Annotated in this window: 27 protein-coding genes; 14 read left to right on the forward strand and 13 right to left on the reverse strand. The window is 54.5% G+C overall.

What is annotated here, in order from left to right:
* Nucleotides 1-3 precede the first annotated feature (3 nt).
* The 4 genes from arcC (at nucleotide 4) to OLG56_RS19205 (ending at nucleotide 4,186) form a co-directional block, all read left to right on the forward strand.
* Nucleotides 4-936: a carbamate kinase gene (gene arcC / locus OLG56_RS19190; protein WP_079980921.1), complete on the forward strand. Its 933-nt coding sequence runs from the start codon at nucleotides 4-6 to the stop codon at nucleotides 934-936.
* A 111-nt stretch (nucleotides 937-1,047) separates the two neighbouring features.
* On the forward strand, nucleotides 1,048-2,052 hold the full coding sequence (argF, locus tag OLG56_RS19195; protein ID WP_000237031.1) for an ornithine carbamoyltransferase: 1,005 nt from the start codon (nucleotides 1,048-1,050) through the stop codon (nucleotides 2,050-2,052).
* A 55-nt stretch (nucleotides 2,053-2,107) separates the two neighbouring features.
* Complete coding sequence (locus OLG56_RS19200) at nucleotides 2,108-3,511, forward strand: YfcC family protein (protein ID WP_000514438.1); 1,404 nt, start codon at nucleotides 2,108-2,110, stop codon at nucleotides 3,509-3,511.
* A 186-nt stretch (nucleotides 3,512-3,697) separates the two neighbouring features.
* Entirely contained in the window at nucleotides 3,698-4,186 is a 489-nt protein-coding gene (locus OLG56_RS19205) for an arginine repressor (protein ID WP_000666051.1), read from the forward strand.
* On the opposite strand, the gene OLG56_RS19210 is transcribed toward OLG56_RS19205, so the two are convergent.
* Complete coding sequence (locus OLG56_RS19210; protein ID WP_077905461.1) at nucleotides 4,156-4,296, reverse strand: hypothetical protein; 141 nt, start codon at nucleotides 4,294-4,296, stop codon at nucleotides 4,156-4,158. The genes OLG56_RS19205 and OLG56_RS19210 overlap by 31 nt on opposite strands.
* Between OLG56_RS19210 and pyrL the strand changes: the two genes are divergently transcribed.
* The 5 genes from pyrL (at nucleotide 4,276) to OLG56_RS19235 (ending at nucleotide 6,806) form a co-directional block, all read left to right on the forward strand.
* Nucleotides 4,276-4,377, forward strand: a complete 102-nt coding sequence (gene pyrL, locus OLG56_RS19215; protein ID WP_000249504.1) for a pyr operon leader peptide — start codon at nucleotides 4,276-4,278, stop codon at nucleotides 4,375-4,377. The two genes, OLG56_RS19210 and pyrL, sit on opposite strands and share 21 nt — an antisense overlap.
* A 35-nt stretch (nucleotides 4,378-4,412) precedes the next feature.
* A complete protein-coding gene (gene pyrB / locus OLG56_RS19220; protein WP_000013034.1) occupies nucleotides 4,413-5,348 on the forward strand; it encodes an aspartate carbamoyltransferase in 936 nt (311 codons plus the stop codon).
* Between the two features lie 12 nt (nucleotides 5,349-5,360).
* The gene (pyrI, locus tag OLG56_RS19225) at nucleotides 5,361-5,822 is read left to right on the forward strand and encodes an aspartate carbamoyltransferase regulatory subunit (RefSeq protein ID WP_000148567.1); all 462 of its coding nucleotides are present in this window, start codon (nucleotides 5,361-5,363) and stop codon (nucleotides 5,820-5,822) included.
* Between the two features lie 76 nt (nucleotides 5,823-5,898).
* On the forward strand, nucleotides 5,899-6,285 hold the full coding sequence (ridA, locus tag OLG56_RS19230; protein WP_000047544.1) for a 2-iminobutanoate/2-iminopropanoate deaminase: 387 nt from the start codon (nucleotides 5,899-5,901) through the stop codon (nucleotides 6,283-6,285).
* Between the two features lie 74 nt (nucleotides 6,286-6,359).
* Complete coding sequence (locus OLG56_RS19235) at nucleotides 6,360-6,806, forward strand: transposase (protein ID WP_000252559.1); 447 nt, start codon at nucleotides 6,360-6,362, stop codon at nucleotides 6,804-6,806.
* A 115-nt stretch (nucleotides 6,807-6,921) separates the two neighbouring features.
* Here the strand turns inward: OLG56_RS19235 and mgtA are convergent, their stop codons facing one another.
* Nucleotides 6,922-9,630, reverse strand: coding sequence for a magnesium-translocating P-type ATPase (gene mgtA, locus OLG56_RS19240; RefSeq protein ID WP_000920860.1), 2,709 nt, complete (start codon nucleotides 9,628-9,630; stop codon nucleotides 6,922-6,924).
* A gap of 140 nt (nucleotides 9,631-9,770) precedes the next feature.
* Nucleotides 9,771-9,869 (reverse strand): mgtA regulatory leader peptide MgtL, encoded by a 99-nt coding sequence (mgtL, locus tag OLG56_RS22405; protein ID WP_107320725.1) that lies wholly within the window; start codon nucleotides 9,867-9,869, stop codon nucleotides 9,771-9,773.
* A gap of 151 nt (nucleotides 9,870-10,020) precedes the next feature.
* On the opposite strand from mgtL, the gene treR reads away from it, so the two are divergent.
* The 5 genes from treR to nrdG all read left to right on the forward strand — a co-directional run bounded on the left by treR (nucleotide 10,021) and on the right by nrdG (nucleotide 17,454).
* Nucleotides 10,021-10,968: a trehalose operon repressor TreR gene (gene treR, locus OLG56_RS19245; RefSeq protein WP_079980922.1), complete on the forward strand. Its 948-nt coding sequence runs from the start codon at nucleotides 10,021-10,023 to the stop codon at nucleotides 10,966-10,968.
* 137 nt (nucleotides 10,969-11,105) lie between these two features.
* A complete protein-coding gene (gene treB / locus OLG56_RS19250) occupies nucleotides 11,106-12,524 on the forward strand; it encodes a PTS trehalose transporter subunit IIBC (protein ID WP_000048817.1) in 1,419 nt (472 codons plus the stop codon).
* A gap of 49 nt (nucleotides 12,525-12,573) precedes the next feature.
* Nucleotides 12,574-14,226: an alpha,alpha-phosphotrehalase gene (gene treC, locus OLG56_RS19255; RefSeq protein ID WP_000155039.1), complete on the forward strand. Its 1,653-nt coding sequence runs from the start codon at nucleotides 12,574-12,576 to the stop codon at nucleotides 14,224-14,226.
* A gap of 408 nt (nucleotides 14,227-14,634) precedes the next feature.
* Nucleotides 14,635-16,773, forward strand: a complete 2,139-nt coding sequence (gene nrdD, locus OLG56_RS19260) for an anaerobic ribonucleoside-triphosphate reductase (protein ID WP_000187815.1) — start codon at nucleotides 14,635-14,637, stop codon at nucleotides 16,771-16,773.
* 216 nt (nucleotides 16,774-16,989) lie between these two features.
* Entirely contained in the window at nucleotides 16,990-17,454 is a 465-nt protein-coding gene (gene nrdG / locus OLG56_RS19265; RefSeq protein ID WP_001009178.1) for an anaerobic ribonucleoside-triphosphate reductase-activating protein, read from the forward strand.
* A 3-nt stretch (nucleotides 17,455-17,457) separates the two neighbouring features.
* Here nrdG and OLG56_RS19270 read toward each other — a convergent pair whose 3' ends face one another.
* The 10 genes from OLG56_RS19270 to OLG56_RS19315 all read right to left on the reverse strand — a co-directional run bounded on the left by OLG56_RS19270 (nucleotide 17,458) and on the right by OLG56_RS19315 (nucleotide 25,132).
* Complete coding sequence (locus OLG56_RS19270) at nucleotides 17,458-17,742, reverse strand: type II toxin-antitoxin system RelE family toxin (protein WP_000220578.1); 285 nt, start codon at nucleotides 17,740-17,742, stop codon at nucleotides 17,458-17,460.
* Nucleotides 17,732-17,974 carry a type II toxin-antitoxin system RelB/DinJ family antitoxin gene (locus OLG56_RS19275; RefSeq protein WP_000212722.1) on the reverse strand — a complete coding sequence of 81 codons (243 nt, stop codon included), beginning with the start codon at nucleotides 17,972-17,974 and terminating at the stop codon, nucleotides 17,732-17,734. The genes OLG56_RS19270 and OLG56_RS19275 overlap by 11 nt, the downstream gene beginning before the upstream one ends.
* A gap of 77 nt (nucleotides 17,975-18,051) precedes the next feature.
* Entirely contained in the window at nucleotides 18,052-19,965 is a 1,914-nt protein-coding gene (locus OLG56_RS19280; RefSeq protein WP_139763604.1) for a BglG family transcription antiterminator, read from the reverse strand.
* 16 nt (nucleotides 19,966-19,981) lie between these two features.
* A complete protein-coding gene (gene dagF, locus OLG56_RS19285; RefSeq protein WP_023229489.1) occupies nucleotides 19,982-20,722 on the reverse strand; it encodes a 2-dehydro-3-deoxy-phosphogluconate aldolase in 741 nt (246 codons plus the stop codon).
* On the reverse strand, nucleotides 20,719-21,837 hold the full coding sequence (locus OLG56_RS19290) for a DgaE family pyridoxal phosphate-dependent ammonia lyase (protein WP_001139182.1): 1,119 nt from the start codon (nucleotides 21,835-21,837) through the stop codon (nucleotides 20,719-20,721). Before OLG56_RS19290 ends, dagF begins: the two co-directional genes overlap by 4 nt.
* Nucleotides 21,821-22,954, reverse strand: coding sequence for an amidohydrolase/deacetylase family metallohydrolase (locus OLG56_RS19295; protein WP_001609909.1), 1,134 nt, complete (start codon nucleotides 22,952-22,954; stop codon nucleotides 21,821-21,823). Before OLG56_RS19295 ends, OLG56_RS19290 begins: the two co-directional genes overlap by 17 nt.
* Before the next feature lie 58 nt (nucleotides 22,955-23,012).
* Nucleotides 23,013-23,657: a DUF4310 family protein gene (locus OLG56_RS19300; protein ID WP_000392127.1), complete on the reverse strand. Its 645-nt coding sequence runs from the start codon at nucleotides 23,655-23,657 to the stop codon at nucleotides 23,013-23,015.
* 11 nt (nucleotides 23,658-23,668) lie between these two features.
* Entirely contained in the window at nucleotides 23,669-24,445 is a 777-nt protein-coding gene (locus OLG56_RS19305) for a DUF4311 domain-containing protein (RefSeq protein ID WP_000478578.1), read from the reverse strand.
* 22 nt (nucleotides 24,446-24,467) lie between these two features.
* Entirely contained in the window at nucleotides 24,468-24,770 is a 303-nt protein-coding gene (locus OLG56_RS19310; protein WP_086811392.1) for a DUF4312 family protein, read from the reverse strand.
* A complete protein-coding gene (locus tag OLG56_RS19315) occupies nucleotides 24,770-25,132 on the reverse strand; it encodes an SFCGS family glycine-rich protein (RefSeq protein ID WP_000435389.1) in 363 nt (120 codons plus the stop codon). The genes OLG56_RS19310 and OLG56_RS19315 overlap by 1 nt, the downstream gene beginning before the upstream one ends.
* Between the last annotated feature and the right edge of the window lie 5 nt (nucleotides 25,133-25,137).

Genomic DNA, 25,137 nt, shown 5'->3' on the forward strand with positions numbered 1-25,137 from the left:
GTTATGGAAAACAAACGCACACTGGTCGTCGCGCTGGGCGGCAATGCGCTGCTCAAACGCGGCGAACCGCTGGAGGCTGATATTCAGCGTAAAAATATCGAACTGGCGGCCAGAACCATCGCCCAGCTTACCCGGCAATGGCGCGTGGTGTTAGTGCATGGCAACGGCCCACAGGTAGGACTGCTGGCGCTACAAAATAGCGCCTACGCTAACGTTACGCCCTACCCGCTCGATATTCTCGGTGCGGAAAGCCAGGGCATGATTGGCTACATGCTGCAACAGGCGCTGAAGAATCATCTGCCGGAGCGTGAAATCAGCGTCCTGCTCACCCAGGTCGAAGTCGATGCCAACGACCCGGCATTCCTCAATCCAACCAAATATATCGGACCGATTTACGACGAAGCGCAGGCCCGTGCGTTACAGGCAGAAAAGGGCTGGGTATTCAAAGCCGACGGTAACGCCTTCCGCCGCGTTGTGCCCTCCCCGCAGCCGAAACACATTGTGGAAAACGATGCCATCCGCGCGCTGATTAGCCGCGATCACCTGGTTATCTGTAACGGCGGCGGCGGTGTGCCGGTCGTGGAAAAAGCCGATGGCTACCACGGTATCGAGGCGGTGATCGACAAAGATCTGTCCGCCGCCCTGCTTGCCAGCCAAATTCACGCCGACGCGCTGCTCATTCTGACCGATGCCGACGCGGTGTATCTCGACTGGGGTAAGCCCACCCAACGCCCGCTGGCGCAAGTTACGCCGGAGCTGCTTCGTGAAATGCAGTTCGACGCCGGTTCGATGGGCCCGAAAGTGACCGCCTGCGCTGAGTTTGTCAGCCATTGCCGCGGCATTGCCGGAATCGGCTCGCTGGCGGATGGGCAAGCCATTCTCGCGGGCGAGAAAGGCACTTTGATTCGGTGTGAAACCGCCGACGTTGACGCATAAGGCTTTTTACCGGATGGCGGCTTCCGCCTTATTCGGCCTACAGAGCGCGCATAACCGTGGGCCGGATAAGCGCAGCGCCATCAGGCAATTCATTTTAACAAGGATATTGTAATGGTTATTTCACTGAAAAATCGTAACTTTTTGAAGCTGCTTGACTACACCCCGGCGGAAATCCAACACCTCATCGATCTGGCTATTGAGCTGAAAGCCGCAAAAAAAGCCGGATGCGAAAAGCAAACGCTGATCGGCAAAAACATCGCGCTGATTTTTGAAAAAACCTCTACCCGCACCCGATGCGCGTTTGAAGTCGCCGCTTTCGACCAGGGCGCGCAGGTGACTTATCTCGGCCCAAGCGGCTCGCAGATCGGCCATAAAGAGTCCATGAAAGATACTGCTCGCGTCCTGGGGCGGATGTATGACGGCATCGAATATCGCGGTTTTGGTCAACACATTGTGGAAGAGCTGGGGGAATACGCGGGCGTTCCCGTCTGGAACGGCCTGACCGATGAATTTCACCCCACACAGATCCTGGCCGATCTGATGACCATGCTGGAACACGCGCCGGGTAAAACGCTGCCGGAACTGAGCTTCGCCTACCTGGGCGACGCGCGCAACAACATGGGCAACTCGCTGATGGTGGGCGCGGCGAAGATGGGCATGGATATCCGCCTGATAGCGCCAAAGTCCTTCTGGCCTGATGCCGCGCTGGTCGCGCAGTGCCGGGAAATCGCCAGCGTTACCGGCGCTCGTATCACCTTAACGGAGAGCGTTGAAGACGGTGTTCACGGTGTGGATTTCCTCTATACCGACGTCTGGGTCTCGATGGGAGAACCCAAAGAAGCCTGGGCGGAGCGCGTCAGTCTGATGACGCCATATCAGGTCAACCAGCAGGTAGTAAACGCTACCGGTAATCCTGATGTGAAGTTTATGCACTGCCTGCCCGCCTTCCATAACGAGCACACCAAAGTGGGACGCGAAATAGAAATGGCTTACGGCCTGAAAGGACTGGAGGTCACGGAAGAGGTGTTCGAGTCCGCAGGCTCGATAGTCTTCGATGAAGCGGAAAACCGGATGCACACCATCAAAGCGGTCATGGTGGCGACGCTCGGCGACTAATCCCACAGGATATGCGCCCTCGCGGCGCATATCCGTGATATCAGGAGAGAACATCATGGGTAAATTTAAATTTCCCACCGCTTATACCATCCTGTTTATTCTTATTGCCCTGGTCGCGGTGATGACCTGGATTGTGCCGGCGGGAAAATACCAAATGGCGATGAACGCCACGCTGGGAAAAGAGGTGCCGGTGGCGGGAACGTATGCCCCCGTGGACGCGCATCCGCAAGGGATTACCGCTGTTTTACTGGCGCCGATTGACGGCCTCTATAACCACGAAACCTACACCGCCGGCGCCATTGACGTCGCGCTGTTTGTCTTGATTATCGGCGGCTTTCTGGGGGTGGTGAATAAAACGGGGGCGATTGATGCCGGTATTGAACGGGTAACAGTCAAACTCAACGGCAAAGATGAGTGGATGATCCCCATTCTGATGGCGCTGTTCGCCGCAGGCGGCACTATCTATGGCATGGCGGAGGAGTCGTTGCCCTTCTACACGCTGCTGGTGCCAGTTATGATGGCGGCCCGCTTCGATCCGTTAGTGGCGGCGGCAACCGTACTGCTCGGCGCCGGGATAGGCACGCTCGGTTCGACCATTAACCCTTTCGCCACGGTCATTGCCGCCAACGCCGCCGGCATCCCTTTTACTCAGGGAATGCTGATGCGCGTACTGCTGTTAATTGTCGGCTACGTACTGTGCGTGTTTTGGGTAATGCGCTATGCGCGCAAAGTCCGCGCCCATCCTGAGCTTTCTGTCGTGGCGGATAAAATGGAGGAAAATCGCGCCCATTTCCTCGGCAATCGCGCCAATACACTGCTGGAGTTTACGGCTACCCGGAAATGGGTGCTGCTGATCTTCGCCGCCTCTTTCGCGGTGATGATTTACGGCGTGGCGGTTCTCGGCTGGTGGATGGCGGAAATCTCCGGCGTTTTTCTGGCGGCGGCGATTATCGTTGGCGTGATAACGCGGATGGGTGAGGAAGCGTTCACCAGTACCTTTATCGACGGCGCGCGGGATTTGCTCGGCGTGGCGCTAATTATTGGTATCGCGCGCGGCATTGTGGTGGTCATGGATAACGGTATGATTACCCATACCATTTTGCACAGCGCGGAAAGTCTGGTTTCCGGCCTCTCTACCACCATTTTCATAAACGTAACCTACTGGCTGGAAGTATTGCTCTCCTTCCTGGTGCCCTCCTCTTCCGGTCTTGCCGTATTGACGATGCCCATTATGGCGCCGTTAGCGGATTTTGCCCACGTACAACGGGATTTGGTCGTAACCGCCTACCAGTCGGCCTCCGGGATTGTGAATCTGGTTACTCCCACCTCCGCCGTGGTCATGGGCGGTCTGGCAATCGCGCGGGTTCCCTATGTCCGCTATCTGAAATGGGTCGCGCCGCTGTTGCTGATCCTGACATTGCTGAATATGGCGGTACTGAGCATCGGAGCGATGATGTAACGAGCCAGATGGCGACGCGCCTTATCCGACAGGACTGATAAGCACAGCGCCATCAGGCACGCCGTCACCTTTTTTGATCGGCTTCTCATTTTCCTGCAAAACCGCCCGATTGATCCGCAATCAATGTGACAAATGTGATGAATTTCGCCAGTCCGTTGATATCAATAATAAAGATAAGGTGCATTTATGAAGGAATACGATGATTACTCCGCCAAAGAACAACAGCAACTGGCGGTTTGTCAGCGCCTGATTAGTGAAAAAAGTTACCTGTCCCAGGAGGAGATTCGCCGCGATTTACAAAATGAGGGATTTGAAGGTATTAGTCAGTCTACGGTTTCGCGCCTGCTCAAGCTGCTGGGCGCAATAAAAATCAGAAATACGAAGGGACAAAAGATTTATTCCGTAAATCCCCAGCGGCGTCCTTCGCCGGATGCCGGACGTTCAATAGCCGAAATGGTCGTCAGCGTTGAACATAATAGCGAATTTATCCTTATCCATACGGCGGCAGGTTATGGTCGCGCCGTCGCGAGAATTCTGGATTACCACGCATTGCCGGAAATTCTCGGCGTCGTTGCCGGTAGCAGTATTGTCTGGGTCGCACCACGGGTCGTTCAGCGCACGGCGCTGGTACACAAACAAATTAATTATTTGCTTAAAATGAATTTAAATTCATAAGAACCGTTTGCGATGAGTAAATCATGCATTAATTGCTTGATCCCCAAACAGAGCTGAGTATAATCGCGGACAATTTGCCGGGAGGAAGCATGGTTCAGTGTGTACGACATTCTGTCTTACCGCGTCTGAAAAAGGACGCAGGCCTGCCGTTTTTCTTTCCGTTGAAAACCAATACCAAGCCCCTCAATTGAGGGGCTTTTTTTTGCCCAGGCGTCAGGAGATAAACATGGCTAACCCGCTATATCAAAAACATATCATTTCCATAAACGACCTCAGCCGCGACGATCTTAATCTGGTACTGGCGACGGCGGCGAAATTAAAAGCCAACCCGCAGCCGGAGCTATTGAAACATAAAGTGATCGCCAGCTGCTTTTTCGAAGCCTCCACGCGTACCCGCCTGTCGTTTGAAACTTCAATGCATCGCCTGGGCGCCAGCGTAGTGGGCTTCTCCGACAGCGCCAACACGTCGCTGGGGAAAAAAGGAGAAACGTTAGCCGACACGATCTCAGTGATTAGCACTTACGTGGACGCGATTGTGATGCGCCATCCGCAAGAAGGCGCGGCACGTCTGGCGACGGAGTTTTCCGGTCATGTGCCGGTGCTCAATGCGGGCGACGGTTCAAACCAGCATCCGACGCAGACCCTGTTGGATCTGTTCACCATCCAGGAAACCCAGGGCCGTCTGGATAACTTGCATATCGCGATGGTCGGCGATCTGAAATATGGCCGCACCGTGCATTCGCTAACCCAGGCGCTGGCGAAATTTAGCGGCAACCGTTTTTATTTTATCGCGCCGGACGCGCTGGCGATGCCGCAGTACATTCTGGATATGCTGGATGAAAAAGGAATGGCCTGGAGCCTGCATGGGTCTATTGAAGAGGTCATGGCCGACGTCGACATCCTCTATATGACTCGCGTACAGAAAGAGCGTCTCGACCCGTCGGAGTACGCCAATGTGAAGGCGCAGTTTGTTCTGCGCGCCAGCGACCTGAACGGCGCGCGTGAAAATATGAAAGTGCTGCACCCGCTGCCGCGCATTGATGAAATCACCACGGATGTGGATAAAACGCCACACGCCTGGTACTTCCAACAGGCGGGCAACGGTATTTTCGCTCGCCAGGCGTTACTGGCGTTGGTACTGAATAGCGAACTGAGTCTGTAAGGGAGAAAAGCGATGACACACGATAACAAACTGCAGGTTGAAGCCATTAAATGCGGCACCGTGATTGACCATATCCCTGCGCAGGTAGGCTTTAAACTGCTGAGTCTGTTTAAATTGACCGAGACCGATCAGCGAATCACTATCGGTCTGAATCTCCCGTCTGGCGAGATGGGGCGTAAAGACTTAATCAAAATAGAAAACACCTTCCTCACCGATGAGCAGGTTAACCAACTTGCTCTGTACGCGCCGCAGGCCACCGTTAACCGCATCGACAACTACGACGTAGTCGGGAAATCACGCCCCAGCCTGCCAGAGCGTATTAATAATGTGCTGGTTTGCCCGAACAGCAACTGCATCAGCCACGCGGAACCGGTATCCTCCAGCTTTGCAGTGAAAAAACGCGCCAATGATATCGCCCTCAAATGCAAATACTGTGAAAAAGAGTTTTCGCATTATGTGGTGCTGGCCAACTAATTTGGGTTGGTTATGAGATCCCGGCTCCCTATAATGAGCGGGGACATTCTATTACCGCTGTAATTCAGGAGAAATCATGAGCAAAACTATTGCGACGGAAAATGCACCAGCAGCAATCGGCCCATACGTACAGGGCGTTGACCTGGGTAGCATGGTAATCACTTCCGGTCAGATCCCGGTCGATCCGAAAACCGGCGCCGTAGCGGAAGACGTATCCGCTCAGGCACGTCAGTCGCTGGAAAACGTTAAAGCTATCGTGGAAGCCGCTGGCCTAAAAGTAGGCGACATTGTGAAAACGACCGTATTCGTGAAAGACCTGAACGATTTCGCGACCGTCAACGCCACCTACGAAGCCTTCTTCACCGAGCACAACGCCACCTTCCCGGCGCGTTCCTGCGTGGAAGTTGCCCGTCTGCCGAAAGACGTGAAAATTGAGATTGAAGCGATCGCTGTTCGTCGCTAAGCGCCGGACGTCATCCCCGCCGGGCGGCGCAAGTTTGCCCGGTTCGGGGCACCAACAGCCATGGAGAGGCGGCAATGGTAAGATCGCGTTTTACCGAGGAACAAATCGCCGATTTTCTGCAACAGTCGAAAAACGGCGTACCGAATAAGGCGTTGTGCGAAGAATATGGATTTAGCAACAGCACGCTCCGTCGCTGGCAGGAGAAGCATGCTGAAAGCGTACGCCAGGAATTAAAACAGATAGAATCTACCGCGACGATAGTCTTTTTATGCTTCATTGTCGCAGCCATATTGCTTACTCTTATGTTTCCTAAACCCACTGGCGCCTTAGCGATTCCTCCTTACTTAGTTTATTGCGTTAGCTATATTCGCCGCTTTCGTCGCATATCCGCAAAACATATCCGGCGGTGGGACATCTCCTCCTCTCGTTCCGGATTGGGGGCAGAGAACACATTTTACAAACTTAGCTGGACATTCCTCTTTTTTATGCCTGCATATAGCATTCTACAGTTGCTTGAATAAGCCCTGAAATTTAAAGATAAAGCCGATCGCGTTAAACTTGTCGAGCTTTACGGGCATCTGACCTGGTTAGCGATATCGGGGATTAAGCACGCTGGCGAATCCCCGACGAAAGTGTTTACTGCCAGCCATAACGTCGGCTGTAAAACCCTTTCACCAACTGAGTTAACGTCATATAGCCCGCCAGAATGGCAATCAGCCACGGGAAATAGCTTAACGGCAGCGCCTGCAATTGCAGGTAAGACGCCAGCGGCGAAAACGGCAACGAAACTCCCACGACCATCACCAACAATGTCATCGCCATCAGCGGCCAGGCGGCGCGACTTTGAATAAACGGCAGACGACGGGTACGGATCATATGCACAATCAGCGTTTGCGACAGTAATCCCACCACAAACCAGCCGGACTGGAACAAAGTTTGCGTTTCTGGCGTATTCGCATGAAATACCCACCACATCAGACAAAAGGTCAAAATGTCGAAAATCGAGCTGATCGGACCGAAAAAGACCATAAAGCGCCCCAAATCCGCCGGATTCCAGCGCTGCGGCTTTTGAATTTGTTCTTCATCGACATTATCAAACGGAATCGCCACCTGGGATACATCGTACAGCAGGTTTTGAATCAGCAAGTGCAGCGGCAGCATTGGCAGGAACGGCAAAAAGGCGCTCGCCACCAGTACGCTAAACACGTTACCGAAATTTGAGCTGGCCGTCATCTTGATATATTTCAACATATTAGAAAAAGTACGACGACCTTCAATGACGCCTTCTTCCAGCACCATCAGGCTCTTTTCCAGCAGAATAATATCGGCGGCTTCACGGGCGATGTCCACCGCGCCATCTACCGAGATACCAATATCCGCCGCCCGCAGCGCCGGGGCATCGTTAATCCCGTCGCCCATAAAACCGACCACATGCCCCTCGCGTTTGAGCAAAGTGACGATGCGCTCTTTATGCATCGGCGTCAGACGCGCAAACAACGTCGTACGGGCGGCCAGCGCCGCCAGCGCGTCGTCGCTTAACCCTTCAATATCACTGCCAATAATGACATCGCCCGCATCCAGCCCAACTTCATGGCAAACTTTCGCCGCTACCAGCTCGCTGTCGCCGGTGAGAATTTTCACCGTAATTCCGCTTGCCTTCAGCGCTTTCAGCGCCGGCGCGGTGGTCTCTTTCGGCGGATCGAGAAAAGCAATATACCCTTCCAGGATCAGGTCAGACTCATCGATACGCTGGTAATCGCCCTCACGCGCAGGCAGGTATTTGGTCGCGACGGCGACCACGCGTAGCCCCTGACAGTTCAGCGTGTCGGTAACGCGTTTCACCCGGCGCAGCATATTGTCGTCCAGCGGCACAATATCGCCGTTGTGGCGCACCTGAGTACACACGTTCAGGATCTCCTGTAACGCGCCTTTGCAGACCAGTTGATGCACGCTCGAATCTTCGGCCACCACCACCGACATCCGGCGACGCTCAAAATCAAACGGAATCTCATCGATTTTCTGCCAGCGTCCGGAGAGCTGACGCGCGGCGGTTTCGTCTACTCCCTCCAGGACCGCCGTATCCAGTAAGTTTTTTAGACCGGTCTGATAATGGCTGTTCAGCCAGGCGCAATGCAGTACATGCTCGCTGGGCTTACCAGAAATATCCGTATGATTCTCCAGCACAATTTTATCCTGCGTCAGAGTGCCGGTTTTATCGGTGCACAGAATATCCATCGCGCCGAAGTTCTGAATCGCATCAAGGTGCTTCACGATAACTTTCTGTTTCGAGAGCTTCACCGCTCCGCGCGCGAGGGTGGAGGTGACGATCATCGGCAACATTTCCGGGGTGAGCCCTACCGCGACCGAAAGCGCAAATAACGCCGCTTCCCACCAGTCACCTTTCGTGTAACCATTAATAATCAGTACTACCGGCGCCATGACCAGCATAAAGCGGATCAGCAACATGCTGACGCGGCTAATTCCTTTCTGGAAAGCGTTCTGCTCGTTATCTTGTTCCGACACGCGCCCCGCCAATTGACCAAACCAGGTGTCGGCGCCGGTCGCCATCACCACGGCCTGCGCCGTTCCGCTCACGACGTTCGTCCCCATAAAGCACAGCGTGTCGCACTCAAGCGGGTTATTTTGCCGGGGCTCACGCGTCGCGGCGACTTTCTCGACCGGCAGAGATTCGCCGGTCAGCGACGCCTGGGCGACAAACAGATCGCGCGCCTGGATAATCCGTAAATCCGCCGGGATCATATCCCCCGCCGCCAGCTTAATAATATCGCCGGGCACCAGTTGATCGATGGGTAATTCCAGCCAGGCGTTTTCGCCATTTTCATTAATAACCCGCAGTACGGTAGCGGTATTACTCACCATCGCTTTTAGCGCGTCCGCTGCTTTCGTCGAGCGCGCTTCCTGCACAAAATTCAGCAGCGTTGAGATACCGACCATCAGGGCGATAACGCCTGCGGCAAACAGATCCTCCGTGGCATAAGAAATGCCGCCAAGAATCGTGAGTAAGATGTTGAAAGGATTGCGATAACATACCCACAGATGCACCCACCACGGCGAGGGTTTCTGTGCCGGAAGGCGGTTTTCGCCATGCTTTTCACGCGCGCGCGTTACCTCGGCGGCGTTTAATCCCTCCGGGTGCGTATCAAAAACGCGCCAGAGAGTCTCCTGCTCCATTGCCGCGACTTTCAGACAGCGTTCGCTCAGCGAAGGCGGGATAGTCGCATTTACCGCGGTCTGCGCCCCGGGCAGCGGATCGCGGTGAACCAGACGATAAGGCAAATGACGATTAAGCCGGGCAAAAAGCTGGCGGGTAATGGTTTTTAGCATAGGTAATCCCTCCGCGCCGAAGTCAGGCGCAGAAAATTCTTCAGGCGCGGCAAAGCCTTGCCCGATGAGCAATGTTTAAATAAAAACAGGGACGTTATTGTGTCACTGTCTTACACACCGGTAAGACAGCAGAGGCAGGCTTACCGGAAAAGGAAAATTCTCCATCGCGGGAGAGGGGTGGGTTCAGGGTCCATGTCGCCTCCGGTAAGTAAACGATTTGCGCCGTGGATTATACGCATAAATCCATAAGTTTTGTGGCAATTATGGCGGTATCATACCGTTACGTAATTAAACCAACGATAAACCAGACTTTGCCCATTGCCCTTCGCTTGAGTAAAGTTACTCTTTTTATCACCAATCACCATCAGCGTCACGCCACGGGAAAACAGGATGCAAAACCGGCTCACTATCAAAGACATCGCCCGCCTGAGCGGCGTAGGGAAATCAACCGTTTCCCGCGTGCTTAACAATGAAAGCGGCGTAAGCGAACGTACCCGCGAGCGTGTCGAAGCGGTGATGAATCAACACGGTTTCTTTCCGTCCCGCTCCGCCCGTGCGATGCGGGGACAAAGCGATAAAGTGGTCGCTATTATCGTCACTCGCCTTGATTCGTTGTCTGAAAACCTCGCGGTTCAAACCATGCTGCCTGCGTTTTATGAACAGGGCTACGACCCTATTATGATGGAAAGTCAGTTCTCGCCGACGCTGGTAATGGAACATCTGGGCATGCTCAGACGACGTAACATTGATGGCGTGGTGCTGTTTGGCTTTACCGGCATCACAGAAGAGTTGATCGCCCCCTGGAAAGCCTCGCTGGTGCTGCTGGCAAGAGATGCGCAAGGTTTTGCCTCCGTCTGTTACGACGACGAGGGCGCGATTCATATCCTTATGCAGCGGCTGTATGAGCAGGGACACCGCAACATTAGCTTTCTGGGCGTTCCCCATAGCGATATTACCACCGGCAAACGTCGGCATGACGCATACCTGGCGTTTTGCAAAAAACATAAACTTCATCCCGTCGCCGCCCTGCCCGGTCTTGCCATGAAGCAGGGCTATGAGCATACGGCAAGCGTCATCATGCCGGATACCACCGCGTTAGTCTGCGCCACCGATACGCTGGCGTTGGGCGCCAGTAAGTATTTACAGGAGCAACGTATTGAGACGCTGCAACTGGCAAGCGTCGGGAACACGCCGCTGATAAAATTCCTGCACCCGGAGATCGTCACTGTCGATCTTGGCTATGCTGAAGCCGGACGACAGGCGGCTTCGCAGCTGATCGAACAGATCAATGGCCGCTGCGATCCGCGCCGGATCGTCATTCCTTCTACCCTCGCCTGAGTGACTGATTAAACGAAATACCACGAGTAATTTGTGATCGTCGCTGCGTTTCGGGAACGTTCCCATTTTTAAACCAACGTTGAAGAGATACTCTTGCGCCAACCCATAACATACCTCCTCTGCCATGAGGCTTTACGATGAGCAAAGTAAAACAAGCCGATATCGACCGGCTGATTGACCTGGTCGGCGGGCGCGACAACATCGCCACGGTGAGCCACTGCATTACTCGCCTGCGCTTTGTGCTCCACCAGCCCGCGAACGCCAGGCCAAAAGAGATCGAACAATTACCGATGGTTAAAGGCTGTTTCACCAACGCCGGGCAGTTTCAGGTGGTGATTGGCACCGACGTTGGCGATTACTATAACGCGCTGCTGGAGACCACCGGCAAAGCGTATGCTGATAAAGAGCAGGCCAAAAAAGCCGCTCGCCAGAACATGAAATGGCATGAGCAGTTAATTTCCCACTTTGCGGAGATCTTCTTTCCGCTACTACCGGCGTTGATCAGCGGCGGTTTGATCTTAGGCTTTCGTAACGTGATCGGCGATGTGCCGATGAGCAACGGCCAAACGCTGGCGCAGATGCATCCAGCGCTAAAAACGCTTTATGATTTTTTATGGTTGATCGGCGAAGCGATCTTTTTCTATCTGCCGGTGGGGATCTGCTGGTCGGCGGTGAAAAAAATGGGCGGCACGCCGATTCTTGGTATCGTGCTCGGCGTGACGCTGGTGTCGCCGCAGTTGATGAATGCGTATCTGCTGGGCCAGCAAACGCCGGACGTCTGGAACTTCGGCTTATTTAGCATTGAGAAAGTGGGCTACCAGGCGCAGGTTATCCCGGCGCTACTGGCAGGGCTGGCGCTTGGGTTTATTGAAACGCGGTTGAAACGCATCGTGCCGGATTATCTCTACCTGGTCGTCGTCCCGGTGTGTTCGTTGATACTGGCCGTCTTTCTCGCCCACACCTTTATCGGCCCCTTTGGTCGTATGATCGGCGACGGTGTGGCCTTTGCGGTACGTTATCTGATGACCGGCAGTTTCGCCCCGATAGGCGCGGCGCTGTTCGGCTTCCTGTATGCCCCGCTGGTCATTACCGGCGTCCACCAGACAACGCTCGCTATCGATATGCAGATGATCCAGAGCATGGGCGGTACGCCAGTCTGGCCGCTGATTGCGCTGTCGAATATCGCGCAGGCCTCCGCCGTGGTGGGCATCATCATCTCCAGCCGTAAACACAATGAACGCGAGATCTCCGTTCCTGCCGCCATTTCCGCTTACCTTGGGGTAACCGAACCGGCGATGTACGGTATCAATCTAAAGTATCGTTTTCCGATGCTGTGCGCGATGATCGGATCTGGTCTGGCGGGACTGCTCTGCGGTCTGAACGGCGTCATCGCCAACGGTATCGGCGTGGGCGGCCTGCCGGGCATCCTGTCTATACCGCCGCGCTACTGGCAGGTGTACGGCATGGCGATGGTTATCGCGATCGTTATCCCGGTGATTCTGACCACCTTTATCTATCAGCGTAAGCATCGTCAGGGCACATTACAAATTGTCTAATACTTCTTCGGGGCGCAGTTGCGTCCCAACGCACTTGCAGGAAACAACAATGACTATTCCCCTCTGGTGGCAAAACGGCGTTATTTATCAGATCTACCCAAAAAGTTTTCAGGACACGACCGGCAGCGGCACCGGCGATTTACGCGGCGTCACGCAGCACCTTGACTATCTACAGCGACTCGGCGTGGATGCCATCTGGCTCACGCCGTTTTATATCTCGCCGCAGGTGGATAACGGTTATGACGTCGCAAATTATACGGCCATCGACCCGACCTACGGCACGCTGGATGATTTTGACGAGCTGGTCGCGCAGGCGAAAGCACGCGGTATTCGCATCATCCTGGATATGGTGTTTAACCATACTTCTACCCAGCACGCCTGGTTTCGCGAAGCGCTGAACAAAGAGAGTCCATACCGTCAGTTTTATATCTGGCGCGATGGCACGCCGGATGTCTGCCCGAATAACTGGCAATCCAAATTTGGCGGCAGCGCCTGGCGCTGGCATAGCCAGAGCGAACAATATTATTTACACCTTTTCGCGCCTGAACAGGCCGACCTGAACTGGGAAAACCCCGCCGTGCGCGCCGAGCTGAAAAAGGTCTGCGAATTCTGGGCCGATCGCGGCGTGGATGGCCTGCGTCTGGACGTGGTGAACCTGATCGCCAAAGATCAGGATTTTCCTGACGATCCGACGGGCGACGGACGCCGCTTTTATACCGACGGACCGCGCGCGCATACGTTTTTACGCGAAATGAACCGTGACGTTTTTACGCCGCGTAATCTGATGACGGTAGGCGAAATGTCCTCTACCACGCTGGAAAACTGCCAGCAATATGCCGCGCTTAGCGGCGACGAACTCTCGATGACCTTCAATTTTCATCATCTGAAGGTGGATTACCCGAATGGCGAAAAGTGGACGCTGGCAAAACCTGATTATGTGGCGCTGAAAGCGTTGTTCCGCCACTGGCAACAGGGGATGCATAACGTCGCCTGGAACGCGTTATTCTGGTGTAATCACGATCAGCCGCGCATCGTTTCCCGCTTTGGCGACGAGGGTGAATACCGGGTTCCAGCCGCGAAAATGTTGGCGATGGCGCTGCACGGTATGCAAGGGACGCCTTATATCTATCAGGGCGAAGAAATCGGCATGACCAACCCACACTTTACCCGCATCACCGATTATCGCGACGTGGAAAGCCATAACATGTTTGCCGCGCTACGCGCCGCCGGACGCGACCCCGACGAACTACTGGCTATCCTGGCCAGTAAATCCCGCGACAACAGCCGCACGCCGATGCAGTGGAACCACGGTAAAAACGCCGGTTTCACCCAGGGCGAGCCGTGGATAAGCCTGTGCGATAACTATACGGAGGTTAATGTCGCGGCGGCATTACGCGATGAAAACTCGGTGTTTTACACCTATCAAAAGCTGATTGCGCTACGTAAAACCCAGCCTGTACTGATCTGGGGCGATTATCAGGATCTCCTCCCGGATAGCCCATCAGTATGGTGTTATCGTCGCCAGTGGCAGGGGCAAACCCTGCTGGTTGTCGCCAATCTGAGCGACCAGTGTCAGGAGTGGCATCCACCGCATATCAAAGGACAGTGGCAGGCGCTACTGCACAATTATGGCGAGGTCGCCAGCCAGCCAGCCGCGATGACGCTCCGCCCATTTGAAGCCATCTGGTGGTTACAACGCTAACGCGACGTCCTTATACGGATAAACGCCACAGGCCTATTGACACGGGCTGTGGCGTTGCTCCTGGTTACTGTCTGTTTTTGTTGAATAATTAATCAGATTTTTCTTGCTATCTTTTACAAACGCTACAGCGCCCGCCATCTGTACGCTCTGATTTTTACCTTGTTCTACATCAATAAAATTGCAAACATCCTTGATGCAAATCACTACATATAGACTTTAAAATGCACGCCGACCCAATATGTTGTATTAATTGACTACAATTGCTACAACATCCGTTCACTCGACACAAGGTGAATTGTGGATAACCTGGGTCAGGATTGCGGGAAGTCGTTGGAAAAGAGATGAATAAACCTGTTATGGCTTCCCCGGCCTCTGTGGATAACCTGTTCTTACAAATATGGAGTGATCATGACACCGCATGTGATGAAACGAGATGGCTGTAAAGTGCCATTCAAATCAGAGCGCATTAAGGAAGCCATTCTACGTGCAGCTAAAGCAGCGGGAGTCGATGACGCAGATTACTGTGCCACCGTCGCAGAAGTCGTTAGCAGCCAAATGAACGCGCGCAGTCAGGTGGATATTAACGAGATCCAGACTGCGGTTGAAAACCAACTGATGTCCGGCCCGTACAAACAGCTTGCCCGCGCCTACATCGAATACCGTCACGATCGCGACATTCAGCGTGAAAAGCGTGGTCGTCTGAACCAGGAAATTCGCGGCCTGGTAGAGCAAACTAACTCCGCGTTGCTCAATGAAAACGCCAACAAAGACAGTAAAGTCATTCCCACCCAGCGCGATTTGCTGGCCGGGATTGTCGCCAAACACTATGCCCGCCAGCACCTGTTGCCGCGTGACGTAGTACAAGCGCATGAGCGCGGCGATATCCACTATCACGATCTCGACTATTCGCCGTTCTTCCCGATGTTCAACTGTATGCTGATCGACCTGAAAGGCATGTTGACCCAGGGCTTTAAGATGGGTAACGCTGAGATCGAACCGCCGAAATCTATCTCTACCGCCACTGCCGTTACCGCGCAGATTATCGCGCAGGTCGCCAGCCATATTTATGGCGGCACCACCATTAACCGTATCGACGAAGTGCTGGCGCCGTTTGTCACCGAAAGCTACAACAAGCACCGCAAAACCGCCGATGAGTGGCAGATCCCGGATGCCGAAGGGTATGCGCGTTCTCGCACCGAAAAAGAGTGCTACGACGCCTTCCAGTCGCTGGAATACGAAGTTAACACGCTGCACACCGCTAACGGCCAGACGCCTTTCGTGACCTTTGGTTTTGGCCTCGGCACCAGTTGGGAGTCGCGTCTGATCCAGGCGTCTATTTTGCGTAACCGTATCGCCGGTCTGGGTAAAAATCGCAAAACCGCCGTGTTCCCGAAACTGGTCTTCGCTATCCGCGACGGTTTGAACCACAAGTTTGGCGATCCGAACTACGACATTAAACAACTGGCGCTGGAGTGCGCGAGCAAGCGCATGTATCCGGACATCCTCAACTACGATCAGGTGGTCAAAGTCACCGGTTCGTTCAAAACGCCAATGGGCTGCCGCAGCTTCCTCGGCGTGTGGGAGAACGAAAACGGCGAGCAGATCCACGACGGGCGTAACAACCTGGGCGTGATTAGCCTTAACCTGCCGCGCATCGCGCTGGAAGCAAAAGGCGACGAAACCGCATTCTGGAAACTGCTGGATGAACGTCTGGCGCTGGCGCGGAAGGCGCTGATGACCCGTATCGCCCGCCTTGAAGGCGTGAAAGCCCGTGTCGCGCCTATCCTGTATATGGAAGGCGCCTGCGGCGTGCGGCTGAAAGCGGACGACGACGTGTCTGAAATCTTTAAAAATGGTCGTGCGTCCATCTCTCTGGGCTACATCGGCATTCATGAGACCATCAACGCGCTGTTTGGCGACAAACATGTCTATGACAGCGAGCAGCTGCGCGCCAAAGGTATCGCCATTGTGGAACGTCTGCGCCAGGCCGTGGATCAGTGGAAAGAAGAGACTGGCTACGGCTTTAGTCTGTACAGCACGCCAAGTGAAAACCTCTGTGACCGCTTCTGCCGTCTGGATACCGCCGAGTTCGGCGTGGTGCCGGGCGTAACCGATAAAGGTTACTACACCAACAGCTTCCACCTCGACGTGGAGAAGAAGGTCAACCCGTACGACAAAATCGATTTCGAAGCACCGTATCCGCCGCTGGCGAACGGGGGTTTCATTTGCTACGGCGAATACCCGAACATTCAGCACAACCTGAAGGCGCTGGAAGATGTCTGGGATTACAGCTATCAGCATGTACCGTATTACGGCACCAACACGCCGATCGATGAATGCTACGAGTGCGGCTTTACCGGCGAGTTCGAATGTACCAGTAAAGGTTTCACCTGCCCGAAATGCGGCAACCACGACGCCGCCCGCGTCTCGGTCACCCGCCGCGTGTGCGGTTATTTAGGCAGCCCGGACGCGCGTCCGTTTAACGCCGGCAAGCAGGAAGAAGTGAAGCGCCGCGTGAAGCATTTAGGCAATGGGCAGATAGGTTAATTCTCCGTTTGCAATGCGTAAATGCCGGATGGCGGTGTAAACACCTTATCCGGCCTACAACCGCTGGCTATAGTTCCAATTTCATGAGTTTCCTCTAAGCAGTTGGTGTTGTAGCAAGGCGGCAAACGAACGAATCCCAGGGAGCTTACATAAGTAAGTGACCTGGGTAAGTGAGAGCGGCCAACGCCGCTACAGCGCCAAATGCAACGAGGAAACATGAACTTTCACCAATACTACCCCGTAGACATCGTTAACGGCCCCGGCACCCGCTGCACCCTGTTTGTGTCAGGGTGCGTGCATGAATGCCCTGGCTGCTATAACAAAAGCACCTGGCGGCTGAACTCCGGCCAGCCGTTTACCAAAGAGATGGAAGATAAGATCATTGCCGATCTGAACGACACGCGCATTCACCGTCAGGGGATCTCGCTGTCGGGCGGCGATCCGCTGCATCCGCAAAACGTACCGGATATCCTGACACTGGTACAACGTATCCACGCGGAGTGCCCGGGGAAAGATATCTGGGTGTGGACCGGCTACAAGCTCGATGAACTTAACGCCGCACAGATGCAGGTGGTCGATCTCATCAACGTGCTGGTCGATGGCAAATTTGTGCAGGATCTGAAAGACCCGGCGCTTATCTGGCGCGGTAGCAGCAACCAGGTAGTGCATCATTTGCGTTGATCGCTAAAGCCGTTTGTTTGCATCGTGATAGACGGCTGAATGTTCTCGCTTGCCGACCGCGACAACAAACACAATCACAACGTCATCCCGAACCTGGTACACCAGACGATAACCGGACGATTTAAGCTTAATTTTATAGCAGTCAGGAAGACCGTTTAAACGGGCAGAGTCGATTCTGGGGTTCAATAGCACATCAGCCAACTTTTTCTTAAGCTGAGCCTTCACCGTATCGCCCAGCTTATGCCACTCTTTTAAGGCCCTCGGGTCGAATTCCAGTTCATAAGTCATCCAGACTAACCTTGATTCCCTTTTGCGGACTAGACAGCCTCTCCCGAACTGTCTGAATCAGTGCATCTTCATTGTCGCTAAGAGTGACAGTTTTCACTGGCATGCGCCCCGTTTCCGCGACGTACTGGAACAGTAATCGCACGGCTTCCGTTGGAGTAATGTTCAGTTTTTCCAGCACGGCATAAGCCTCATTTTTGAGTTTGTCATCCAGACGGACGTTCAGCGTGGCCATTATGCCTCCAGTAAAATCGAATGTGTAATGCAGTTTAGCATTACATTCGCATTACATCGAATTCTGGATAACGCCTCTCAAAAACGACTCACGCACTCCATCGCGACCGTTTTAAATTGCGTAAAATTCAGACATGCGCAGAGGCGCGTCATGGCGCGTTCACGCAGGAAAGTGACGAAAATATCGTAGATGGCCATCGCCTCTTCATATTCACTTTTGCTGATGGCGAGTAAAAAAATAACGTGCGCCGTTTCGTCACCCCAGACAATCCCCTGTGGCGCGAGCACCGTATAAACCACCGTTTTCTTCGCCAGCAGCCCCAGCGCGTGTGGCAAGGCAATCCCGTCGCCTAATAACGTACTGACGATAGCTTCACGTTCAATAACCGAATCGAGAAACGCCGCATCAACAAAGCCTTCCTCATGCAACTGATCGCACAGCGTTTTAAACAGCGTCTGTTGATCTATTTCCCCTTCCACAATGCGAAAATGCGAGGCATCGAAATATTTATCCAGCATCCACGGACGGGTTCTGTCCACCAGCACCAGCTTACCGATCTGCTCCAATTGATAGTCGGTAGGAAAGGGCGCGATCATGATGACCGGTTTATCTTTTTCACCGATCCGCGCCGTGGAAATCACAAAATCCTCCACAATACTGTCCCGCGCCTCATAGTCGCGTAGCGTCAAAGTGCGGGCTATCTCAATCTGCGGGTATTTCCGCGCCAGTACCGCTTCAATCATCCGCACCATCGCATTACCAGCATCACACACCAGCAGTACCTGCGGCTGCCGCTGGTAGCCAATGTTGTAACTACGTTCCAGCCCAACGCCAATATGCAGCACCAGAAAACCGATTTCGTTTTCGCTAATGGTATACGGCGTGTATTTTCCCCAACTCGATATCGCCGCCAATGTCATATCCCACGCCATCGGATAGTGCTGCTTAATATTTTCCAGTAGTGGGTTGGGGATCATGATCTGGTAGCGCACGCGGGTGATCATCGTTTTGATGTGGGTCAGCAAGTCCGCGTGAAGCTGTTTATCATTCAATAGGTTATAGTTGTACTGGGTATTAATAAAATTGAGGATATAGCGCACCAGCGCCTCTTCATCATCGGCATTAATGGCGCTGGGGGCAATCTCCTGTACCTGGCGGGCGGCAATATGCACCTTCAGCCAGCTTACTTCCGGCTCCGACAGCGGCTTGTCGGCCAGCTGTTGTAGTTGCTCCGCAATTTCATGCGCCGCATGGCGCACCTTTTCATCGACCTCCTCCGCCACGCATTCCGATAACGGATACCCCTCGCGAATACGCCGTACCGCCACCGCGCAGTATAAACGCAGAAACAGCTCGCCCTCATCGGTCAGGCGGATTTGACAATGAGAGAAAATATCCGGCAAAAGAGACTGCAGCCGTTGAGACACCTCGGTGTTCAGCGTGGTACTAACAATTAACGGATGGGAGGGCTCCTGCTGCGCCAGCGTCCATAAAAGGTCGGTCAGACAGGCGCGAATCGCCATCTCTCCACCAAACAGTTTCATGCCATGACGCGGACGCGTTTCCAGCGTCAGATGATAACGCAGCAAATGCTCGCGCACGTCCGCCATATCGTTCTGCAACGTCGCACGGCTGACAAACCATTCATCTGCTAAATCCTCCAGCTTCAGCGAGAAAGCGGAGGTTAAAAAACGCGCCAGCAAATAGTGTATCCGCTCCTGGCTGGTGCGCGGACCGCGCGCCAGCGTGGGAGATTGCTGCGTTTGCAGGGATTGATAACGTGCCGGATCATCAATTTTGAGCTGATACCCATTGCCGCGGCTGAGAGTAAATTGCGCGCCATGCGGCGTCAGCAACATGTTCAGCGCGGCGATATCCGCCCGAACAGTACGCGTGGAGACCGACAACCGCTGCGCCAGCTCGTCCTGCGGCAGCGTCTCGTTTTGCAGCATCGCAAATAGCTGCGCTAAACGTTGGTTGGGGAATCGCACGTCTCTCTCCTCATGATTAGCCGACACGCGACCGGACGATAGCGAGTAACTGACGCACATCGTCCGCACGGGTGTTGCCGCTCACCTTATCAATAATCGAACTATAAATGTGAGGAATGATTTTGCTTACACCTGCATCAAGGGCGATGTGCAGAATCTCGGCGAAGTTTTCCAGATCGATACCGCCCGTCGGTTCCAGCCAGAAATCATGGCGGGCGCAGGCCTCAGCCACCGCTTTATACTCGTCGCGACAGGTGAGTCCTCCCATCGGAAAGTATTTAACGGAGCTGCCGCCCATATCTTTGAGTAGCGCAATCGCCGTTTCTATGGGTACGATGCCGTCCGGCGCGCGGCTGCTTAGCGGGCCGGTGGAAATTTTCACCAGTCCCGGCGTGCCGGTCGGCGAGACAAGACCGTTCACCACCGTCTCGTTTTGCCCCAGCAGCGCCCGGCTGGCCCCTACGCCGGTAAACACCTGGTTGACATGCTGCGGCTGTACCTGACGCGAGATTTCGCTCACCATCGCCGACTGGTTAGGATCGCCTGCCCCCAGTCCGACGGAGAGCGCATTATCGATAAGCGCCGCATATTCACGCATATCCGCGACTGCGCTTGCCACATCCGGATAGTTTTTGGAGAGCACGCCAACCAGCACATGACCTTCCGCCGCCGCGTAGATTTCCCGGGCGTTATCTTTCGAACCGGCCAGTACGTTCAGGCAAACGCGATCGCGGTAAAAGTTAGGGGTCAGTTTCATGCTTGTTTCTCCTGATTAATCACCTCGCCAATACGACGCGCCACAATCGCTAACTGCGCGCGATCGACGCTGCGGACATCCGCTTCAATAATTCCTTCGTTGGCTTTGTATCCGCGAAAGTAAATCGCGTATTCCCCTTGCTTCAGCGCGTCGACCAGTTCGCCTGTGGCGATGCCGGTAACGGCTTCATCAAACTTAATTTCCGTGCGCGCGATATCGCGTCCGGCGCTGTCCCACACCACGCGGGCGCTGACGCCGTTAAACGTGTTCAACGTGTCGATAAAGGGCGCCATTTTTTCTACCATCTCCGCGCCGCTCTCTTTTTGCGCCCGCAGGTACAATTCAATGGCGCAGGTCAGGCCAACAATTCCCTCTTTGCCGACCTTCATCGCCCGGCCTATGCCCGCTGACTGACGTTTTACCCACTCAACATACTGCGTTTTGCCAATCACCAGCCCGCTGGTCGGCCCTTCAATCGCTTTCGCGCCGCTATAGATAACGAGATCCGCGCCCACGCGGTAGTAGCACTGCAAATCTTCTTCCGCCGCCGCGTCCACAATCAGCGGGAGATTATGCGTGCGTGCCACTACCGCAGCCTGCTCCACACTAAGCATACTTTTCTGTACGCAGTGGTGAGATTTGATATAGAGAATAGCCGCCGTGCGCGGCGTAATGGCCGCCGCCAACTGCGCGGCGGAACATTCGTTGGCGTAACCGGCTTCCACCAGTTTGCCGCCGCCCAGCGCCACCATCGTTCCCACCGGCGCGCCAAAGTTGACGTTGTGGCCCTTTGGCAGGACGATTTCGTTATTTTCAATCGGTGTAACGTGCAGGTTTTCCAGCAGCCAGTCGCTGTCCTGAACCAGTACCGCGGCAACCGACTGGGCAAGGCCCGCACTGGCGCAGGAGACTACCGTCGCCCCTTCCACCTCCAGCAATTTCGCAATGTACTCGCCGGTTTTATTCACCAGATCTTTCATCTCAAAATACTGATTCATTCCGGCCATCGCCGCGTCTATCACTTCCGGGCGCGGCGTAGAGACGCCGAGCGCCGTCATACGTCCGGAGGCGTTAATCACCTGTTTTAATTGATACTTCTCAAAAATCGAAGGCATGTTCCGCGCTCCCTTGTTCGGTCATATAGCCCTTGCCTGTGCGTATCGCGGCAAGCGGCGTCAGCAATTCTTCAGCCTGTAAGCTGTCGTTTTCCGCGTCTACCAACACGGTGGGCTGGCGTTTAAGCGTAAAGAGGGTCAGGTCGGCATCCAGACCTGGCTGAAGACGCCCTTTGGTTTTCAGATTCAGGCTATCGGCGGCATTGGCCGTCACGCACGCAATGACCTGCGGCAGCGACATGCCGATGGCGAGGAATTTCGACATCACATTAGCCAGCGAATGCACCGGGCCATTGATGCGGTTACGGCAGTAGATATCGGAACTGATGGTATGCGGTAAAATCCCCAGGCTAATGGCGCGTTTCGCCACCGCAAAGCTCAGGCTGGCGGTACCATGCCCGACGTCCAGACGCACGCCGCGCGCCAGCGCTCGTGTCACCGAGGCGCGCAGCTCGCCTTCCGGCGTCAGAATACGGTTCGGCTTACCGTTGTAACAGTGGGTAATGATATCGCCCGCCGTCAGACGCTCCGCTATTTCGTCCAGATCCGGCGGGTTATTGCCAATATGCACCATCAGCGGCAGGTTGCCGTTTTCTTGCTGCATGGCTTTAGCGCGTTCCAGCGGTGTGATGCCGTTAACGCCTACCACGCTGCTGCTCATCCGCGCCTTGAGGCCGACGATAAAATCCGGGTGGCGTTTTACCGCCTGCCGGACCGCATCGGCGTCAATATTGGCCATGTTAGCCAGCTCGTTTTGGGCAATAAGCCCAACGCGGGAAATATTCAATAGCGCATAAACGTCGGTGGTCGCCTGACGGGTCAAAGCATAGAAATCATCAATATCATCTGCGCCAGTGCTGCCGGCATCCACCACTGTGGTAACGCCAGTGGCAATACCCACGCTGTCCGGTTCGTCGTGGTAAATCGGCGATGTCGGGTAGCAGTGAACGTGCGAATCAATCCAACCCGCACTAACGTAACACTCGCCGCGCAGGTCAATGGTTTTCACCGCCGGGCCATCAACGTCACCCAACGCCGCGATTTTGCCATCTTGCAGGGCAATATTAGTCAGCGTGTCATCGACCAGACGCGCATGGCGCAGGAGTAAATCAAACATCGTTCTCTCCTTTGCCGGATGGCGGCGCAACCACCTTATCCGGCCTACAAATCAACAGTTAGCTAATCGCAATCGGGAAGATGGAACCGAGGATCATCGCGCCTAAAATCGCGCCGCCGGTAATCGGCTTCTGCCAGATATAAAACAGCAGCGCGCCCACCAGAGAGCCCAGACCAATGGGAATCGATGCCGTCATGGCGCTGAGGATAATCAACGGCCCCAGAAAACGGCCTGAAGTGTTACCGGCCCCCATCATGACGTCCGCCCCGTACGTGGAGTCGCTCTGATTGATGGTGAACTTACGCGCCAGAATAATGATGTAGCCAATCGCCAGGCCAATCACCAGACCGGTTATCAGCGAAGCGATAAAGTTCGCCACCGGGAAGACAAAGCCAGCCCCCAGCAGTAACGCCGGAACCCCTAAGCCCACGCCAGTCTGAATTGCCCCGCCGATATCCAGAATTCCGACCAGCGAACCTTCGATAATGCGGGCAAATAAAAAGCTGGCGCCGAAAGCGGCGACCGCGCCGTAGACGCCGGTATCCATCCCCGCTTTCAACATCGCCACAAAAGCGACTTCGTTAAATGCGCCGATACCGTACAGATAGTACATATGCGTCCCGGCGAAAACGCCGGAGGAGAGCAGGCCAACAAAGATCGGGAACGACCAGTCGGCATACCAAAAACCTTTATTCTCTTCCATTGTGGCCTCCGTTATTTGCCGCTGAGCGAGTTGTGGATCAGTTCAAGCCAGTTCGGTACCGTCATATTGAAAGACTCGATCATTTTCATGTCGAAGCCGCGGAAGAAGCCGCTCAACACAAACAGCAAAACGATGGCGACCATCATCACTTTGGTGACATGGTTCCAGCCGCTCTCTTCTACGCCTTTACCGATCAAAATACCCAGCACCAGCCCCGGTACGGCGTTCCCCATGATGAGCTGCGCCGCGCCGCCGAAAACGGTGGCCCAGAAGCCCGATTTTTTACCAGCGTCGATCGCCGCTAACCAGAAGATCACAGGCATGACGATGTTGACCAGCAGGTTTGCCGCCGGTACCAGCACCTTAACCGCCGTCACCTGTAGCGCCTCTGGCACGGATGAGGCGGTCAGGTTAAGGAACGTTACGACAATCATGCCGATGACGGCGCAGGCGATCGCCATTTTTTTCGGGTCGTGCAGCGTCTCGCCGACGTTACGGTTTTTGATCATTAGCGCCGCCGCGCCCCAGTTAGGGATGATGCGGTGATCGACATCCTGGGTGAACGATCCGGCCGCCACAGACGACGCCCAGGCGTTAAAGAAGAAACCCAGCCCAAAGGAGAAGTGAGATGCCGGGTCGCCTTCACAAGAGTTGAGTTCGCCCAACGTACGGAACGCGCCCATCCCCTGCGTGGTTGGCGCGTGAAACATGCGTGCAGCCCCAGCGCCCACCCCTACGCCGACCAGCGCACCGATAATGAGCGATTTAATTAGTATTATCAGGAACATAACTATGCCTTTTTAATAAAAATCAGCGTTTCTCGACGAAATCCACCCTGTCGAGATTGATGGCGGTCACGTTGACGGTCACATCCAGCTCCACGCTGTAAGTGCGTCGTTCCCGGCGCAAAAAGAAAAACAGAAAGGCCTCTTTACGCACCGACTCATGCGCCTGAACAATCCGCACATCCTGTGGCTCAATACGCAGTAAGATATACGGCGACTCTCTCATCACCGCCGACTGAACATGGTTCAGCGCATCGGCAAAGGCGCGTGCTTTGGCGTCGCCCTTGCCTTTTACTCTCACCGTGGTGGTGAATTGCTCTTTCATCATCAGGCGCCGTATTTCTTTTGCCACGCCTGCACCAGGCGCTCGCCGAGCTCTTCTTTATCCATAAAGCCGAAACCCAACACGTTGCAGCCTTCATTGATAGCGGTGACGCCTTCATCCACTGACCGCATGCCATATTTGGCTTTGTAGCCATGCTTGTTTTGCGCGGTGATAGCGCCCGCGCCGCCGCTGCCGCAAAATGAAATGCCGAAGGTGGCGTTTTCCGCTTTCATCACATCGCCCAGCTTCATGTCTGCCGCGACGCCCGGTACGACAACCGCGCGACCGCCCGCTTTTTCCACGCCTGCCGCCACTTTCTGGCCTTTACCCAGGCGATCGCCAATCACGACGGTAATCTGTTCCATTTTTT

The organism is Salmonella sp. 2018103 (assembly GCF_026247685.1).
Classification (GTDB): Bacteria; Pseudomonadota; Gammaproteobacteria; order Enterobacterales; family Enterobacteriaceae; genus Salmonella; species Salmonella enterica.